This is a genomic window from Phaeobacter sp. QD34_24, assembly GCF_028890115.1.
Lineage (GTDB): Bacteria > Pseudomonadota > Alphaproteobacteria > Rhodobacterales > Rhodobacteraceae > Phycobacter.
On record NZ_JARCJD010000005.1, the window covers coordinates 76,672 to 93,637 of the forward strand.

Annotated in this window: 19 protein-coding genes; 7 read left to right on the plus strand and 12 right to left on the minus strand. The window is 62.5% G+C overall.

All coding sequences use genetic code 11. The annotated features are described in order from the left end of the window. Nucleotides 1-4: 4 nt before the first annotated feature. The 9 genes from uvrC to PXK07_RS05395 all read right to left on the minus strand — a co-directional run bounded on the left by uvrC (nt 5) and on the right by PXK07_RS05395 (nt 8,538). Complete coding sequence (gene uvrC, locus PXK07_RS05355) at nt 5-1,882, minus strand: excinuclease ABC subunit UvrC (protein WP_274847170.1); 1,878 nt, start codon at nt 1,880-1,882, stop codon at nt 5-7. Between the two features lie 290 nt (nt 1,883-2,172). Beyond that, nucleotides 2,173-2,949: an SDR family oxidoreductase gene (locus tag PXK07_RS05360; protein ID WP_274847172.1), complete on the minus strand. Its 777-nt coding sequence runs from the start codon at nt 2,947-2,949 to the stop codon at nt 2,173-2,175. A gap of 34 nt (nt 2,950-2,983) precedes the next feature. Then, nucleotides 2,984-3,934 (minus strand): calcium/sodium antiporter, encoded by a 951-nt coding sequence (locus PXK07_RS05365; RefSeq protein ID WP_274847173.1) that lies wholly within the window; start codon nt 3,932-3,934, stop codon nt 2,984-2,986. After that, on the minus strand, nt 3,931-4,113 hold the full coding sequence (locus tag PXK07_RS05370) for a hypothetical protein (protein ID WP_274847174.1): 183 nt from the start codon (nt 4,111-4,113) through the stop codon (nt 3,931-3,933). Before PXK07_RS05370 ends, PXK07_RS05365 begins: the two co-directional genes overlap by 4 nt. A gap of 1 nt (nt 4,114) precedes the next feature. Then, the gene (locus tag PXK07_RS05375; protein WP_274847175.1) at nt 4,115-4,912 is read right to left on the minus strand and encodes a S49 family peptidase; all 798 of its coding nucleotides are present in this window, start codon (nt 4,910-4,912) and stop codon (nt 4,115-4,117) included. Between the two features lie 254 nt (nt 4,913-5,166). Further along, the gene (locus PXK07_RS05380; RefSeq protein ID WP_274847176.1) at nt 5,167-5,928 is read right to left on the minus strand and encodes an ABC transporter permease; all 762 of its coding nucleotides are present in this window, start codon (nt 5,926-5,928) and stop codon (nt 5,167-5,169) included. Continuing rightward, nucleotides 5,925-6,854 (minus strand): ABC transporter ATP-binding protein, encoded by a 930-nt coding sequence (locus PXK07_RS05385; RefSeq protein ID WP_274847177.1) that lies wholly within the window; start codon nt 6,852-6,854, stop codon nt 5,925-5,927. The genes PXK07_RS05380 and PXK07_RS05385 overlap by 4 nt, the downstream gene beginning before the upstream one ends. Before the next feature lie 117 nt (nt 6,855-6,971). Then, a complete protein-coding gene (locus tag PXK07_RS05390; RefSeq protein ID WP_274847178.1) occupies nt 6,972-7,478 on the minus strand; it encodes a CoxG family protein in 507 nt (168 codons plus the stop codon). Nucleotides 7,479-7,614: 136 nt separating this feature from the next. Continuing rightward, the gene (locus PXK07_RS05395; protein WP_274847179.1) at nt 7,615-8,538 is read right to left on the minus strand and encodes an alpha/beta hydrolase; all 924 of its coding nucleotides are present in this window, start codon (nt 8,536-8,538) and stop codon (nt 7,615-7,617) included. 145 nt (nt 8,539-8,683) lie between these two features. Here PXK07_RS05395 and PXK07_RS05400 point away from each other — a divergent pair, with 145 nt between their 5' ends. Further along, nucleotides 8,684-9,145, plus strand: coding sequence for a winged helix-turn-helix transcriptional regulator (locus PXK07_RS05400; RefSeq protein WP_274847180.1), 462 nt, complete (start codon nt 8,684-8,686; stop codon nt 9,143-9,145). A 97-nt stretch (nt 9,146-9,242) separates the two neighbouring features. Further along, a complete protein-coding gene (locus PXK07_RS05405) occupies nt 9,243-9,917 on the plus strand; it encodes an NAD(P)-dependent oxidoreductase (RefSeq protein WP_274847181.1) in 675 nt (224 codons plus the stop codon). 236 nt (nt 9,918-10,153) lie between these two features. Here PXK07_RS05405 and PXK07_RS05410 read toward each other — a convergent pair whose 3' ends face one another. Beyond that, on the minus strand, nt 10,154-11,014 hold the full coding sequence (locus PXK07_RS05410; RefSeq protein WP_274847182.1) for a crotonase/enoyl-CoA hydratase family protein: 861 nt from the start codon (nt 11,012-11,014) through the stop codon (nt 10,154-10,156). Between the two features lie 92 nt (nt 11,015-11,106). Beyond that, nucleotides 11,107-12,288 (minus strand): 4-hydroxybenzoate 3-monooxygenase, encoded by a 1,182-nt coding sequence (gene pobA, locus PXK07_RS05415; RefSeq protein WP_274847183.1) that lies wholly within the window; start codon nt 12,286-12,288, stop codon nt 11,107-11,109. A gap of 93 nt (nt 12,289-12,381) precedes the next feature. Between pobA and PXK07_RS05420 the strand changes: the two genes are divergently transcribed. Continuing rightward, on the plus strand, nt 12,382-13,242 hold the full coding sequence (locus tag PXK07_RS05420; RefSeq protein WP_274847184.1) for a helix-turn-helix domain-containing protein: 861 nt from the start codon (nt 12,382-12,384) through the stop codon (nt 13,240-13,242). A gap of 2 nt (nt 13,243-13,244) precedes the next feature. Here PXK07_RS05420 and PXK07_RS05425 read toward each other — a convergent pair whose 3' ends face one another. After that, the gene (locus PXK07_RS05425) at nt 13,245-13,892 is read right to left on the minus strand and encodes a TetR/AcrR family transcriptional regulator (protein WP_274847185.1); all 648 of its coding nucleotides are present in this window, start codon (nt 13,890-13,892) and stop codon (nt 13,245-13,247) included. Nucleotides 13,893-14,064: 172 nt separating this feature from the next. On the opposite strand from PXK07_RS05425, the gene PXK07_RS05430 reads away from it, so the two are divergent. The 4 genes from PXK07_RS05430 to PXK07_RS05445 are packed head-to-tail and all read left to right on the plus strand — an operon-like array spanning nt 14,065 to nt 16,957. Beyond that, entirely contained in the window at nt 14,065-15,249 is a 1,185-nt protein-coding gene (locus PXK07_RS05430) for a lipid-transfer protein (RefSeq protein WP_274847186.1), read from the plus strand. Nucleotides 15,250-15,256: 7 nt separating this feature from the next. Then, a complete protein-coding gene (locus PXK07_RS05435) occupies nt 15,257-15,703 on the plus strand; it encodes a MaoC family dehydratase N-terminal domain-containing protein (RefSeq protein ID WP_274847187.1) in 447 nt (148 codons plus the stop codon). Further along, the gene (locus PXK07_RS05440) at nt 15,700-16,110 is read left to right on the plus strand and encodes a MaoC family dehydratase (RefSeq protein ID WP_274847188.1); all 411 of its coding nucleotides are present in this window, start codon (nt 15,700-15,702) and stop codon (nt 16,108-16,110) included. Before PXK07_RS05435 ends, PXK07_RS05440 begins: the two co-directional genes overlap by 4 nt. A 19-nt stretch (nt 16,111-16,129) precedes the next feature. Continuing rightward, on the plus strand, nt 16,130-16,957 hold the full coding sequence (locus tag PXK07_RS05445; RefSeq protein WP_274847189.1) for an SDR family NAD(P)-dependent oxidoreductase: 828 nt from the start codon (nt 16,130-16,132) through the stop codon (nt 16,955-16,957). The last annotated feature ends 9 nt before the right edge of the window (nt 16,958-16,966 follow it).

A 16,966-nucleotide genomic window follows, 5' to 3' on the forward strand; every position in this document is an offset into this window, starting at 1 on the left:
GCCCCTAGCCCTGGCCGTGGAAGTGATCGTAGATCCGCTCGGCCAGGGCGGCTGAGATACCCTCGACAGCTTTGAGGTCCGACAGGTCGGCACGGCTCACCGCCTTGGCGCTGCCGAAATGCGCCAGCAGGGCCCGCTTGCGGCTGGCGCCGACCCCTGAGATTTCATCAAGCGGCGTTGCCCCCATCGCCTTGGCCCGCTTGGCCCGGTGGGTGCCGATGGCGAACCTATGCGCCTCGTCCCGCAGGCGCTGGATGAAATAGAGCACCGGATCGTTGCGCTGCAGGGCAAAGGCATTCTCGCCGGGGCGGTAGAACTCTTCTTTGCCGTGATCGCGGTCGACGCCCTTGGCGACACCCACCATGGGAATGTCCTGCACGCCGTGTTCTTCCATGATTTCTGCCACCGCCGAGACCTGCCCTGCGCCACCATCGATCAGCAGAAGATCCGGCCACATGCCCTTTTCGCGGTCGGGATCCTCTTTCAGCAGGCGCGAGAAGCGGCGGTTCAACACCTCTTTCATCATCCCGAAGTCATCGCCAGGGGTCAGGTCATCGCCCCTGATGTTGAACTTGCGATAGGCGTTCTTCATTAGACCTTCGGGGCCTGCCACAATCATTCCCCCCACCGCATTGCTGCCCTGAATGTGGGAGTTGTCGTAGACCTCGATCCGCTGCGGCGGGCCATCCAGGCCAAAGGCATCGGCAAGACCTTTCAACAGTTTGGCCTGGGTCGCGCTTTCGGCCATGCGCCGGGCCAGGCTTTCGCGGGCATTGCGCACGGCACCTGCCACGAGTTCGGTCTTTTCGCCGCGCTGGGGCACCAGGATTTCAACCTTGTGGTCCGCCTTCTCGCTCAGCGCTTCTTGCATCAGATCGCCATTCTCGATGTCGTCCGACAGGATCAGCTGACGCGGCGGCTGCTTGTTGCTGTAGAACTGACCCAGGAAGGCCTCCATCACCTCGGCCGGGCTATTGTCCGCATCCACGCGTGGGTAGAAATCCTGGTTGCCCCAGTTCTGGTTGGCCCGGATGAAGAAGACCTGCACGCAGGCCTGCCCCCCCTCCATGTGAAGGCCGATGATATCTGCCTCGGCCACGCCGCGCGGGTTGATCCCTTGCGAAGACTGCACCTGCGTCAGCGCCTTGATCCGGTCCCGCAGGGCGGCTGCGCGCTCGAACTCCATCGCCTCGGAGGCCGCCATCATCTGCTCGGCCAGTTCCTCCTGGATCTTGGTGGAGCGCCCCGAAAGGAACCGTTCCGCATCGCGGACCGAGGCGGCGTAGTCCTCGGCGCTGATTTCACCCGTGCAGGGGGCCGAGCAACGCTTGATCTGGTATTGCAGGCAGGGGCGCGTGCGGCTTTCAAACATCGCATCCGAACAGTTGCGCAACAGGAACGCCTTTTGCAGCTGATTGAGCGTCCGGTTCACCGCCCCCGCGCTGGCGAAGGGGCCGAAATAGCTACCCTTCTCCTTGCGGGCGCCGCGGTGTTTCTTGATCTGCGCAAAGGCGTGATCCTTGGAGACCAGGATATTGGGAAAACTTTTGTCATCGCGCAGCAGCACGTTGTACTTGGGCTTGAGCTGCTTGATCAGGTTCTGCTCCAGAAGCAGCGCCTCGGTTTCCGTCCGCGTGGTCAGAAACATCATCGAGGTGGTAAGCGCGATCATCCGCTCGATCCGGGGGCTGTTTCCCGGCCGTGTGTAGTTCGAAACCCGTGCTTTCAGGTTTCGCGCCTTGCCCACGTATAGAACCCGGCTTTCCGCATCCAGCATCCGGTAAACGCCCGGAGAGGCATCCAGCGTCTTCACATAATCCTGGATCACGGCATAGCCGCTGCGGGGCGTTTCGGAGATCTGATCGCTCATGTCGTCACACATATGATTCTCTGCATGTCGCTGCAATGTTTGCGCTTCGGGTTCAAGAGCGGACAAATCCACGACTCCTGTGGATAACTATGGAGATATCTTCAGGCTATCCCATCATTTCCCTTGTTTTCAGGCGATTTTGGAAAGTTGCATAAAAATTAAGCAACTTATTAAGATATTGTTTTCAAACATCATTTTTTTCATCACCTGACAAGTTTTTGAAAACAAAGACACTTTTGTAACGGGTTTGTGAAGCACGCCCTCCACGTGCACAACTTTCCCCTAGGGAACAGCGCGATGGGCTACTCCGTGCCAACCACATCCGGAGTTTCCCAGGCCAGATGTTGACCGCCATCGACGCAAATCAACTGCCCGGTGACCGCCGGAGCGGCCAGAAGATAGCCAAGCGCAGCGGTAATGTCCTCGAGGTTTGCCCCCCGGCGAAGAACCGTGCTGGCGCGCTGGCGGGCAAACTGCTCGGCGCTTTGCCTCGGGCCCTGCAGGGTGGGTCCAGGGCCGATGGCATTGACCCGGATGCCCGGCGCCAGGGCCTGTGCCGCCGTCTGCGTCAGGGTCCAAAGCGCCGATTTGGCCAGGGTGTAGCTCACGAACTCGGGCGTCAGCCGCCGCACCCGCTGATCGATCATGTTGACCACCAGCCCCCAGGCCTGCGGTTCCGCCTGCGCATCGACCGGCTGCGCGATCCCCTGCGCCGCCATGGCCTGGATCAGCAGGAAGGGTGCGCGCAGGTTGCTGCCGAAATGGCGGTCCCAGCTTTCCCGGGTCGCGGTCTCGATGCTGTCATGCTCGAAGATCGAGGCATTGTTGACCAGGCAGGTGACCGGCCCGCCCAGCGCCGTGGCCGCGGCAGGCAGCAGGGCTGCGGCGCCTTCCTCATCCAGCAGATCGGCCTGCAGCAATTCCGCCCGCCGCCCCAACGCCCGGATCGCCGCTGCCGTCTCTTCTGCCTCGCTGCGGGATGTGGCGTAGTGGACGCCGACATCATAGCCGTGCCGGGCCAGTTCGATGGCCATCGCCCGCCCCAGACGCTTGCCTGCTCCTGTCACCAAAGCCCGCATGGTTTCCTCCCCGACTATCTGCCTGCCTGGTGAGCTAGAGCAGGACCCACAGGTAGGCAACATATAGTCCGGTCAGCAAGGCCCCCCAACGGCGGGTGATGTCCATCTTGAAAAAGACAAAAGGAACAATGATCACCGAGGCCGCCAGCATCACCCACAGGTCAAACCGCAGGAACTCCGGTGCGACCGAGATCGGACCAAAGAAGGTAGCGACCCCGATGATGGCCAGCAGGTTGAACATGTTCGAACCGATCACATTGCCCAGCGCCACATCGGCCTGGCGCCGCAAGGCCGCCATCACGGTGGTCGCCAGTTCCGGCAGAGAGGTGCCAATGGCAACCAGGGTCAGACCGATCACCGTTTCATCGATACCATACATGCGGGCAATGATCGTCGCATTGTCCACCAGCAGATCCGCCCCCAGAGGCAGGCCGATCAGCCCCAACAGAAGATAGACCCCGATGCGCCAGAACGGCATGTCCGGGTCGGCTTCCTCGATCTCCTCCAGATCCTCGTCCACCTCTGCGCCACTGCGCCTATGAGCACGGGCCTCGCGGAAGGCGCCGCCCAGAACCACGGCCAGTGCCGCCAGCAGGATCAAACCCGACCAGACCGTAAAGACCCCGACAAAGGCCAGCGCGATGAACAGGAGTGAGGCAACCAGCATATAGATGTAGTTCTTGCGCGTCTCGCATTCGCTGGTGTGCAGCCGCGACAGGATCGCAGGAACGCCAAGAACCAGCAGGATATTGGCGGTATTCGACCCCACCACATTGCCAAGCGCGATACCGTCGGCCCCATCCGTCACCGCATTGATCGCAATCAGAAGTTCCGGCGCAGAGGTGCCAAAGGCCACGATGGTCAGGCTGACGATCAGGGCGGGCACGCCAAGACGCAGCGACAGGTTCACCGCACCGCGCACAAGAGCGTCTCCCGCCAGAAGCAGGATCACCAGTCCCAGCCCGCACAACAGCCATGGCATCATCGCTGCGACCCTCCTTTTCCGCCCTTGCCGCAGGCACAGGGACCCTTGCCGATCCTAAATCGCCCACAGGATGAACAGCGGGCGGATTTCAGCCGCTTCTGTCCAGGCATCCGGAGCTTTCCGAACATGGCCAGAACCGCCATCGCCACCAGGAAAAGGGAAACAATCTTCAGTATCACGTCAGAGGCCAAACCGCGCAAACTCGGCGCGTTCCTCGATGCTGTTCAAAGCGTCCTGCGCCAGGTGCATGCCAAACCGGCTCAGGAAGGGGCGTTTCATGCCATAACGGCGGATCCGCACCTTGTCGCCGTAGCGCTCTTTCAGCTTGGGCATGAGATGGGCGATCCCGTCGATCAGCCCCAGTTCCTGCGCGCGCCGGGCCAGCCAGACCTCGCCGGTGAACAGCTCTGTTTCAGTGCTCAGCGCATCGCCGCGCCACGCCGTCACATGGTCGATGAAATTGTCGTGAATATCGTTCAGCAACCGCTTGAGCCGCTCCACGTCCTCGGGATTTTCCGGGCGAAAGGGGTCCAGCATGGATTTGCTTTTGCCTGCGGTATAGACACGCCGCTCCACTCCCTGACGGGCCAGCAGCACATGGGCGCCGAAACCGGCGGATATCACCCCGATGGAGCCGATCACCGAACTGGCATCCGCCCAGATCTCATCCGCCGAAGCCGCCAGCCAGTAGCCGCCCGAGGCCGCGACATCCTCGACAAACGCGATGACCGGGATCTCCTTTTCCTCCGCCAGCTGGCGGATCCGCGCGCCGATCAGGGAGCTTTGCACCGGAGAACCGCCGGGTGAGTTGATCTCCAGCGCAACGGCGCTCGGCTTTCCCTTGCTGAAGGCGCGTTCCAGCACCGGGGTCAGCGCGGCATCGCTCAGGCTGCCTCTTCCGGCCATGCCGATTGCGCCGGACAGGCGCACGACAGAGACGAGGGGCGGCTTATTGAGAAAGGGTATGCGCAACTTCATGGCGCCGATGTAGAATGCCGCCCGCCCCGAAACAAGGTCCGCAAGCGGTGGAAACCGAACTGAGCGGAAAAAGCCCGGTGTCTCCGGCAATTTTGCAACGCACCTGCCTGCAATATGTTCGCGGTATGCAGGGTCCGCGCCGCAGGCGCACGGCGCGCCCCTGCGCGCCGCCGGGCCCAAGGCCGCCAGTGCGTTTCGGCGCAGCCGAAGCGCACGCGGGCGCGGGAGCCCTTGCCTGTTACCTGCCACCGCCCTCAGGAGCGAATGCGCCAGCCCGTCTTGAAGATCCACCAGATCACCGCCAGGCACAGGCAGGTAAACCCGCCAATCGCCAGAAGACTGGTCACGACGGGCACATCCGAGGTGCCAAAGAACGACCAGCGAAAGCCAGAGATCAGATAGACCACCGGGTTGAACAGGGTGATCTTCTGCCAGATCGGCGGCAGCATCGAGATCGAGTAGAAAGATCCGCCCAGAAACACCAATGGCGTCACGATCAATAGCGGCACCAGTTGCAACTGCTCGAAATTTCTTGCCCAGATCCCGATGATGAACCCCAATAGCGAAAAGCTCAGGCAGGTCAGCACCAGGAACAGCACCATCGCGCCGGGATGGGCGATGCTCAGATCCACAAACAGCGAGGCCGTACCCAGGATCACCAACCCGATGAACAGGGCCTTGGTTGCCGCCGCGCCCACATATCCCAGCACGATCTCAAGGAAGTTCACCGGCGCCGACAAGAGTTCGTAGACGGTGCCGATGAACTTGGGGAAATAGATCCCGAAGGACGCATTCGATATGCTCTGGGTCATCACACTCAGCATGATCAGCCCCGGCACGATAAAGGCACCGTAGGCGATCCCCTCCACCTGGTCGATACGGCTGCCGATGGCGGCACCAAAGACCACGAAGTAAAGCGAAGTCGACAGGACCGGCGACAGGAAGCTCTGCAACAGGGTGCGAAAGAAACGCCCCATTTCAGAACGATAGATCGATGCAACCGCCATCCAGTTCATGCCTGTTCTCCCGCGACAAGACCCACGAATATGTCTTCAAGGCTGGATTGGCGCGTCACAACATCCGCCAGCACAAGACCCGCGCCCGCAACATCGTTCAAAAGCGCCGTGATGCCGGTGCGTTCGGCGCGGATGTCGTAGCTGTAGATCAGCGACCGCCCCTCCCGCGCCAGCACCAGCCCATAGGATGACAGGGCCTGCGGGATCGCTTCGATCGGCTCGCTCAGCTGTACTTCCAACTGTTTCTGTCCCATCCGCGCCATCAGAGCGACCTTGTCTTCCACCAGTAGGATCTGCCCCTTGGTGATCACCCCCACCCGGTCGGCAATGGCTTCGGCCTCTTCGATGTAATGGGTGGTCAGGATGATGGTGACGCCCGCCGCCTTCAGCTCGCGCACCACCTCCCACATGTCCTTGCGCAACTCCACATCGACCCCGGCAGTGGGCTCGTCCAGGAACAGGATGCGCGGCTCGTGGCTCAGCGCCTTGGCGATCAGCACCCGCCGCTTCATGCCGCCCGAAAGCTCCTTGATCTGGCTCCTGCGCTTATCCCAGAGCGAGAGCTTTTTCAGGATATCCTCCAGCAGCGCGTCATTGCGGGGCTTGCCGAACAGCCCCCGGGAAAACCGCACCGAATTCCAGACGGTCTCGAAAGGCTCCAGGTTGATCTCCTGCGGCACCAGACCGATCAGGCGGCGGGCCGCGCGAAACTCCTGCGCGATGTCATGCCCGCCCACAGTGACGCTGCCAGAGGTCGGCGTGGTGATGCCGCAAACGGTCGAGATCAGCGTCGTCTTGCCCGCTCCATTTGGTCCCAGAAGGGCCAGGATCTCCCCCTCTTCAATCTCCAGAGAGGCGCCCTTCAAGGCCTCAAAGCCGCCCTCGTAGGTCTTGCGCAGATCGCGGATAGACAGGATCGCTGACATGATATCTCCGTCACTGTGGATAGGGCGCAGGCTATAGAGCGGCGGCATTTGCCACCACTGGCGAGACGCGCAACCGCCTGTGCATGCATGCAGGGAAAACCCTGCGTCGGCCTGGGTTCAGGCGCCGGTGATCTTCTTGAACCAGCCCTTCTTCTCTGCGGCGGCCTCTTCATCGCCCGCGCCTTCCGGGGCCAGGTGGGTCTGCAAATTGACAAAGAACTGATCCGCCATCTTTTTGGCAAACCCGTCGATGATGCGGCTGCCAAGCTGCGCCAGCTTGCCGCCGACCTTGGCCTCCACGTCATAGGACAGGAGCGTGCCCGTTTCCGAGGGCGCCAGGGTCACCACGGCGCCGCCCTTGGCAAACCCTGCCGCCCCGCCCTTGCCTTCGCCGGTAATGGTCAGCTTTTCACCTGGCACCAGGTCCGACAGGGTCACCTGCCCCTTGAAGGTGGCCTTCACCGGCCCGACCTTCTGGGTAACACTCGCCTCGAAGCCCTCCTCGGGCGATCCGGTGACCTCGGTCGCGCCGGGCACACAGGCTTTCAGGACCTCAGGCGTCAATAGTGCCGCATAGACCTCGGCCGGCGGGGCTGCGATTTCCTTCTGATCACTCATCTGCATGGCGGTATCCTCCGTATGACCTGGGTGTGGCGTTGCTGCCCTGCACCCAGACCTAACCGAACGTTTCGACCTCTGCAAAGCCGGAAGCCGAAAGTTGACAGTGGCTCAGAGCGCTTGGCTGGCATTCCGCCCCGCGTCACTCCACCGGTCGGGCGTTGGCGGCGGGCATCAGATGATCGACCACTGCTGCAATGACAGTGCCGTCGCGCAGGATACGCCCATGTCCCAGACCTGCGGTCACATGCAGCCTGGCACCGGGCCAGCTCTCGGCCAGGGCGCGCCCTTCGGAGGCAGGCACCACCCGGTCGCCATTGTCATGCACGATCAGAGCGGGTTGCGACAGGCCAGGCGCAAGATCAGTTCCGCGCAGCGCCTCGAACGGGACGCCATAGCGCCGCTCCAGCCGTTTCTGTGCGCCCTTGGCCACCTTTTCGCCAAAGCCCAGCAGGCGCGCAATCTTCCCGAGGTACAGCTCCAGATCCGTTGGCGGCGCAAGCAGGGCAACCCGGTCGACCTTGAGCCCGCGCGCCAGCGCCGCAACCGTTGCCGCCGCGCCGTTGGAATGGGCGACGATCCCGGCAAGCGGCCCCAGATGGGTCGCGACCTCCTCGGTCACCCAGAGCATTTCCGGCAGGGAGCTGCGCCGCCCGGCAGCCGCACCGTGACCCGGGGCATCAAAGGCGACAACGCGAAACCCTGCCTCAACCAGCGGCGCTGCAAAACCGCCCAATTGCCCTGCCCGCCCCGACATGCCGTGCACCAACAGGATCGTTGGCAGAACCGCCTGCCCCCGCGCACCGCAATACTGCCCAACCGGGCGCCAGTCATAAACCGGGATCTGCGCGCCCGATTTCAGGGTCAATGGCCGCGCCGCAGAGGTGGCCAGCCAGCTCTTTTCCTGAGGCGACAGCTTGTGGCGCCGGGGCGTGGTGAACAACCGCGCCAGCACAAAGGCGGCGGCCGTCGGCGAGACGCTCCCCAACAGCCCCGAAATCCGCTGGATCAGCGCAAGGACAGGCGGGCGGCGCTTGGGTTTGATGTGCGTTGTGGCGCTGACCATGGCTGGCCCTCCTGATGCTGTGCGATGCGGGAAGACACGGGAGGAGTTCATTCCGTGTTCCTGATCATCAAAATAGTAGGTTCTATTTAAGAACTCATTATCAGTTCCATTTGGGAACCATGTCAATCCATGCTATGGAGGGCCCATGAAATGGCATGACATGAAAGATGCCGCCTGCCCGGTGGCCCGGGCGATGGCGGTGATAGGCGACCGCTGGACCCTGTTGATTTTAAGGGAATGTTTTCTTGGAACCCGCCGGTTCGACGGGTTTCAGCAGCGTCTTGGAATCACCCGGCATCTGCTGGCGGAACGGTTGAAACGGCTGGAGTCTGCGGGCCTGTTGAAGCGCCACCCCTACCAGGAGCGCCCCCTGCGTCATGAATACAGGCTCACCGATTCGGGAAAGGCCTTTGCCCCGGTCATGCTGGCGCTGCAGGATTGGTCCCGCAACAACCTGCCCTGTGACGACAGCGCTCCGATCTCTTTCGTGCTGCGCGAGAACGGCGCGGAGATCGACCCGGTTCTGACCGACCGGCGCAGCGGGCAGGAACTGAACCACCGCACGGTCTTGATGCGGCCAAACACAGAAACACGCGCCAAGGGCTGACCGGCTGCACATGCGCTGTGCATGCATGAGCGCCCCAATATCTTGATGTCGAGACACCCGCATTATATCTCGACGGCGAGATAAAAGGAGTTACCTCATGAAAATCATCCTCTTTGGCGCCACCGGCGATGTGGGCCATGCCACCCTGCGCGAAGCTTTGGCCCGCGGCCATCAGGTCACGGCCGTCGCGCGCAATCCGGGACGGCTGACTGCCCTGTCCCCCAAGGTGAAAACCGTGGCGCTGGATCTGCTGACAGAGACCAATGCCGCGGCACAGGCGGCTGACGGGCATGACATCCTGATCAGCGCCCTGCGCCCTGCAGCGGGTCGCGAAAGCGATCTGGTCCCCCTGACCCGCACCGCTCTGGCAGCCGCGCGATCTGCGGGCATCCCCGCCCTGATCACCGGCGGGGCGGCTCTGTTGAAACTGGCCGATGGCAGCGGCCACACGGTTCTGAGCGCTCCGGGTTTCCTGCCGCCCGAAATCCGCCCCATCGCCGAGGCCTGCGCCGCGCAGGATGCGCTGCTGGAAGCGGAGCAGGAGACCTGCTGGACCTGCCTGCGCCCGCCCGCGATGCTGCTGCAGGACAGCCGCACGGGGCAGTACCAGTTGGGCACGGACACGCTGGTCACCGATGCCGAGGGGCAATCGCGGATTTCCTATGCGGATTTTGCCGTTGCGATGATGGACCTTGCCGAGGCGCCGCAATCCCCCCGCCGTCGTCTCACCGCAGGCTGGGCGGCTCCCGCGCCCGCTCTGCAGCCCGGCTGACGCCGAAACTGCAGCGGCCTTGGGCCCGGCAGCGCGCTTTTGCAAGACAACAGACGAGATCGGCAGCCGCAATCCTACCCGTATCGCGCGTCCGCGCCGTGCCGTCCGGCACGGCGCCCGGCCCAACGGCAGCAGATCATCCGGGATGATCTTCCTGTCGGCGGGAGTCCCCCCCCCTGCCCCGACCCAGGCCCAGGCCCAGGCCCAGGCTTAGAGCATCACGGAAACCACCCGCGCTATCGGTTGCTCTTGGGGATTTCCTCCCTCAGCGTCCAATCGTAAGTGCCTTCGTCCCGTTCACGCACGGTCTGTTTCCAACCCATGTCCTCGGACCGGTCCTTGAAGGCGATCCCTTCCGGGGAATGCCGGGTGATCCCGTCAAAGATCGTCGCAAGGCGCTGGGTCTGCATCAGGCCGGTCTGCTCGATCGCCTGGTTGATCACTATCTTCTGCATCGCAAGCTGGTTGACCGGCACTGTCGCCATGCGCGCCGCCAGTTCCTCCACCGCGTCCTCCAACCGCTCCTGCGGCACCGCCTTCAGGACCAACCCCATGTCGGCCGCCTCCCGCCCGGAAATCTTGTCACCGGTGAACAGCATCCGCTTGGCCCGCTCCGCGCCCAGCCGGTAGACCCACATCGCCGTCGTCGGACAGCCCCAGACACGGGCGGGCATGTAGCCGATCTGGGCCTCCTCGGCCATGATCGTCATGTCGGCGCATAGCGCGATGTCCGAACCGCCCGCCACCGCAAAACCATGTACCTTGCAGACCACCGGCTTCACCGCCCGCCAGAGCGACATGAAATGCTGGGTGTTTTCCCACATGAAGCGATAATCCTTGATCGGATCCCAGGGCATGGCTTGCGTCGCCTCACCCGATCCATTGCCTTCGGCGTAATAGGCCAGGTCATAGCCCGCACAGAAGGCCTCGCCCGCGCCGGACAGGACCATCACATGCACGCCGGGATCCGCATCCGCCCGCGCCACCGCCGCCGCCAGATCCTGCGGCATGCGATCGTCGATGGCGTTCATCACATCCGGCCGGTTCAGCGTAATCCGCGCGATCCGACCGTCTTTTTCATAGGCAACCGTGGTCATCTTTTCCTCCCTCTCTTGAGGTCAGAAAAGCACGCCCGGCCTTGCAGACAAAGCCGGGCGGACGTGACGTCAGTTGGATCAGTTCCGTTGGATCAGTAGGGAAGACCCACGTAGTTTTCCGCCAGAGAAGCCTGCGCCGCGTCAGACGAGAACAGGTAATCTAGATCGGTGCATTGCAGGCGCTGATCCACCGCCTCGGCCCCGGGGAACAGGTGCAAAAGGTTGGTCATCCACCAGCTGAACCGCTCTGCCTTCCAGACGCGTGCCAGCGCCTTTTCGGAATACCCATCAAGGCCCGCGCTGTCGCCCTTCAGATAGTGATCCATGAAGCCATGATAAAGATAGTAGATATCCGAGGCCGCCGAATTCAGCCCCTTGGCGCCGGTGGGCGGCACGATATGCGCGGCATCGCCAGCCAGGAACAGGTTGCCATAGCGCATCGGCTCGGCCACGAAACTGCGCAGGGGAGCGATGGATTTCTCGATCGAAGGACCGGTTTCCAGCCCGGCGGCGACGTCTTCGGGAAGGCGGCGTTTCAGCTCTTCCCAGAAGGCCTCATCCGACCAGTCTTCGGGCTTGTCCGTCAGCGGGACCTGGATGTAATAGCGGCTCAGGACCTGGCTGCGCAGGGAGCAGAGCGCAAAGCCACGCTCGTGCCGGGCATAGATCAGTTCCGGCGACACCGGCTTGGTTTCCGACAGCACCCCCAGCCAGCCGAAGGGGTAGACCTTCTCGTATTCCTTCAGCACATCCGACGGAATCGACTTGCGGCTGACACCATGGAACCCGTCGGCACCCACGATGAAATCGGCGTCCACGCGATGCTCTGCCCCGTCCTTTTCGTAGGTGAGGTAGGGGGCATCCGATTTCAGATCATGAGGCTGCACATTGGCGGCACTGTGGATCACCACCCCGCCCATGGCATCGCGTGCTGCGTAAAGATCACGGGTCACCTCGGTCTGACCATAGACCATCACCGTTGCGCCGTTCGCGTATTTCTCAAGATCAACACGATCGGTGCGCCCCTGGTGGGCGATGTAGAACCCCTCGTGCACTTCACCTTCGGCATCCATACGTTCGGCACAGCCCGCTTCGCGCATCAAGTTGACGAAACCATGCTCCAGCACCCCGGCCCGGATCCGGCCCAGAACATAGTCGCGAGATTGCCGTTCCAAGACGATGCTATCGATGCCCTTGCGGTGCAAAAGCTGCGACAATAGCAGGCCCGAGGGGCCACCACCGATGATCGCGACTTGGGTTTTCTCTACAGTCATTAACGCGCCTCCGATTGAAAGTGAGCGGTACTATGGCGGTGACCGCAGCTTTTGCGAATGGACCATCTGCGCAACTTCTTGTATATTTCGTACATGACCGATGCGCTTCAGATCCGCAGCTACAACCTGTTCGGGGAAACCGACGAACTGGCGGATGTGCTCCATGTGGAGACCATTCGCTCCCGCTCGGAACAACACGACTGGGAGCTTTCCCCGCATCGGCATGCGCGGCTGCATCAAATTCTGTTCATGACCAGCGGCGGCGGCAAGGTGGACCTGGACGGCAAGCCCAATGACCTGCCAGCCCCCTGTTTCGTCAATATCCCGCGCGGCGTGGTGCATGGGTATCAGTTTGACCCCGACACCATGGGTTGGGTCGCGACCCTACCATCGGATCTGCTGGATCACTCCATTCGCGCGGGCGAAGGGGTGCATGGTCCGCTGGATCACCCCTGCGTGCAGCCCCTACCGCAAGAGCTGCACAGCATGGCGGAAACCCTGTTTCGCGAATATCACGGTCAGAGCTTTGCGCGGGCCCAGATGCTGCGCGCCCTGGCAGGCGCCCTGACAGCCCTGGCGGCCCGCCACATTCACGAAGCCGAAGGCAAGGGGCGTCACACCGAAGGCAGCCCAGTGTTTACCCGCTTTGAAACCCTGGTTGAGCAGCACTTTCGCAGCCGCCGTCCTTTGGCGGATTACGCTGATGATTTGGCCGTGTCTCCCACCCACCTCAATCGCATCGTGCATCAGGCCACCGGTCAGTCGGCCTCGCATCTGGTGAACGAACGCATGCTGCGCGAGGCACGCCGGATGCTGCTTTACACCTCTCTCAGCGCGGCCCAGATCGCCTATGAACTGGGCTTCAGCGATCCGGCCCATTTCAGCAGGGTCTTTGCAAAGGGCACCGGCATGCCCCCTCGCAGATTCCGCACCCGGTTGGGTGACAACCCTTGATGTCACATATCCGAGGGCTCACGCGGCACCGGCAATAGCCCATTGAGAAGCATCGCGAGATACTGTTCGGCGATCTCTTCATGGGGAACCGGACGCGCGGTGCGGTTCCAGAAGGGGATCCAATTGAGCGCCCCAAAGACCCCTGCGGCCACAAGCCGTGGATCGCAGTGGCGGATCACCCCTTCGCGGATACCCTGTTCGATCAGCGTACGCAGCTGAAAATCCACGCGGGCCTTGCCCTCGTGCAGGGCCTCGCGGCGCTCGGGCGACAGGCTGTGCGGGCGCACCATGGCAAGGCTGGCGCCCAGATCCGTCGAGACCCATTCGCAGTACCCCCGGATCAGACGCGAGATCCGCTCCTCCACCGGCAGGCTGTCATCACGGCTCAGCTCCATCACCTCGCCCAGGAACTCCAGGCTCAGCTGATGGCACCCAAACAGGATGTCCTCCTTGCTTTGCACATAATAGTAGATCGTGCGCTTGGTGATATTGAGCGCCGCCGCGATATCCTCCAGCGAGGTCTGCTCATAGCCCTGATCGTTGAACAGGCGTGCCCCGGCCATCAGCACCGCGCGGCGCTTGATCTCGCGCTGCGCGCTGCGGCTGTCTGCCGCCTTTGTCGCCGTCTTGGCCCAGGTCTTGTTTCCCATCGCGAATGCCCGTCATACCCCTGCGCACACCCAAAGCCCCATCGATTGACGCCCGGTAATTACACTCACCAGTTACACGGTTCTTGACAGTTTGCCCAGCCCGCATTGAAAGTAACCCGCAAGTGTAATTTCGACTCGCACACAGTTTTGACACGCGCAGGGGAGAGAACCAATGACTGCACATGTGATGGTCGCCGGGGTGGGCATGACCAAATTCGCCAAGCCCGGCCAGAATGACCCCTATACGGAAATGGGCGCCGCCGCCGTGCGCGATGCGCTGGCGGATGCGGGTCTGCCCTATGATGCGGTGCAACAGGCCTATGCGGGCTATGTCTATGGCGACAGCACCTGCGGTCAGGCCGCTCTCTACAAGGTGGGCATGACCGGCATTCCGGTGATGAACGTCAACAACAATTGCTCAACCGGGTCGACCGCCCTGTTCATGGCGCGTCAGGCGGTGGAATCGGGTGCCGTCGACGTGGCGCTGGCGCTGGGGTTCGAACATATGCAACCCGGCGCGCTCACCTCGCATTGGACCGACCGACCCAGCCCCTTTGATGCCTTTGATGCGGAAACCGACGATCTGGTTGGCAATCCCCAGATCCCGCTGGCGCTGCGCTATTTCGGCGGCGCGGGCAAATCGCATATGGAGAAATACGGCTCCACCATGCTGGATCTGGCCCGCATCCGCGCCAAGGCCAGCCGCCACGCGGTGAACAATCCGCTGGCCCTGTTCCGCAATGAGCTGACCCCCGAGGACGTGTTGGAAAGCCCCACGATCTGGGAGGGCGTGATGACCCGCCTGATGGCCTGCCCGCCCACCTGCGGCGCGGCCGCCGCGGTCGTGGTCAGCGAGGCTTACGCCAAGAAACACGGGCTGAGCGGCAATGTGCGCATCATCGGCCAGGCGATGACCACCGATTACGCCAGCACCTTTGAAGACCACGACATGATGAAGGTCGTCGGCTATGACATGACCGCCGCTGCCTCCAAACAGGTGCAGGAGCAGACCGGCATCGGCATCGACGATGTGGATGTGGTCGAGCTGCACGACTGTTTCGCCCATAACGAGATGATCACCTACGAAGGTCTTGGCCTCTGCCCCGAGGGCGGCGCGTCGAAGTTCATCGCCGATGGCGACAACACCTATGGCGGCAAATATGTGACCAACCCCTCGGGCGGTCTCTTGTCCAAAGGGCACCCGCTGGGCGCCACTGGTCTTGCGCAATGCTACGAGCTGACTCGTCAGCTGCGCGGCACCGCAGGCAGCACGCAGGTAGAAGGTGCCCGCACCGCGCTGCAGCACAACCTTGGTCTGGGCGGTGCCTGCGTCGTCACCATGTATCAGGCGCAGTGAGGCGGCGATGATCGATACCTCATATGTCGGCCACGTGACCGATCCCTATTCGGTCACGGTCGAAAAAGGCCGGTTGCGGGATTTTGCCCGCGCCACCGGCCAGAGCGACCGCGTCTATCTGGATGAGGCAGCCGCGCAGGCGGCAGGCTATCGCGGCCTGCTGGCGCCGCCCACCTATCTGTTCTCGCTCGATCTGGACCGGGAAGATCCCTTCTACTTCATCACCCTTCTGAAGATCGACCTTGCGCGGGTCCTGCATGGCGAGCAGGCCTTTACCTATGGCGCGCCGATCTGCGCCGGGGACACCGTGACACTCGTCAGCGAAGTCACCGATATCTACGCCAAGAAGGGCGGCGCCATGGAGTTCGTGCATCTGAAGACCTCGGCCACCAACCAGCTGGGCGAGGATGCCGGCAGCATGACCCGCACCGTGATCGTGAGGCATCCGCAATGACAATGCCAACATATGCCGAGATCAAGGTGGGCGACCCGCTGCCGCCGCTGACCACCAAGGAAATCACCCGCACCACACTGGCGCTGTTTGCCGGGGCTTCGGGCGATCACAACCCGATCCATATCGACATCGATTTCGCCAAAGCCGCTGGGATGCCCGACGTCTTTGCCCATGGCATGCTGAACATGGCCTATCTGGGCCGCCTGCTGACGGGATGGGTGCCGCAATCGGCCTTGCGGGAATTCACCACCCGTTTCGTGGCGATCACCCAGGTGCATGCGGTGATCACCTGCACCGGCAAGGTGGTGGAAAAACGCGACGGCAATCTGGTGGCGCTGGAAATCGAGGCTGCCGATCAGAACGGCGAGGTCAAACTGGCCGGAACCGCGCTGATCGAGCTGCCATAAAGACAAAGGACGAGACTCAATGAGCAAACTTGCAGGCAAGACCGCCTATGTCACCGGCGCAGGCCGTGGCATCGGCCGCTCCATCGCGCTGAAACTGGCGGAAGACGGTGCCAATGTGGTGCTGAACGATCTGGATGCCGAACCGGCGAACGAGGTAGTCGCCGAAATCGAAGCCATGGGCGGCAAGGCCCTGGCCGTTGCGGGCTCGGTCACCGCCGCCGGCTTTGCCGAGGATTTCATCCAAGGCGGGATCGACAAGTTCGGCGGCGTCGACATCATCGTCAACAACGCGGGCTACACTTGGGACAGCTTCATCGGCAAGATGAGCGACGAGCAGTTCGATGCCATGATTGATGTGCACCTGAAGGCGCCCTTCCAGATCCTGCGCGCTGCCGCCCCCTTCATTTCGCAAGCCGCCGCTCAGGAGGCCGCCGAAGGGCGCGAGGTCTTCCGCAAGGTGGTCAATATCTCGTCCATCTCGGGCACCGGCGGCAACGCCGGTCAGGCCAACTACTCGGCCGCGAAATCCGGCGTCGTCGGCCTGACCAAGACCATGGCCAAGGAGTGGGGCCGCTTCAAGGTGAACGTGAACGCCGTGGCCTTCGGCATGATCTCCACCCGCCTGACCGAAGCCACCGACGAGAAGAAATCGATCGAGGTCGAAGGCAACAAGATCGGCATCGGCATCCCCAAGAAACTGGTGCAGGGCATGGAGATGATGATCCCCCTGGGCCGCGCAGGCACGCCGGAAGAGGCCGCGGGCGGCGTCTATCTCTTCTGCATTCCCGAAAGCAACTATGTCTCGGGCCAGACCCTGATCGTGGGCGGCGGCCTGTCGGGCACCTGATGTGAAACA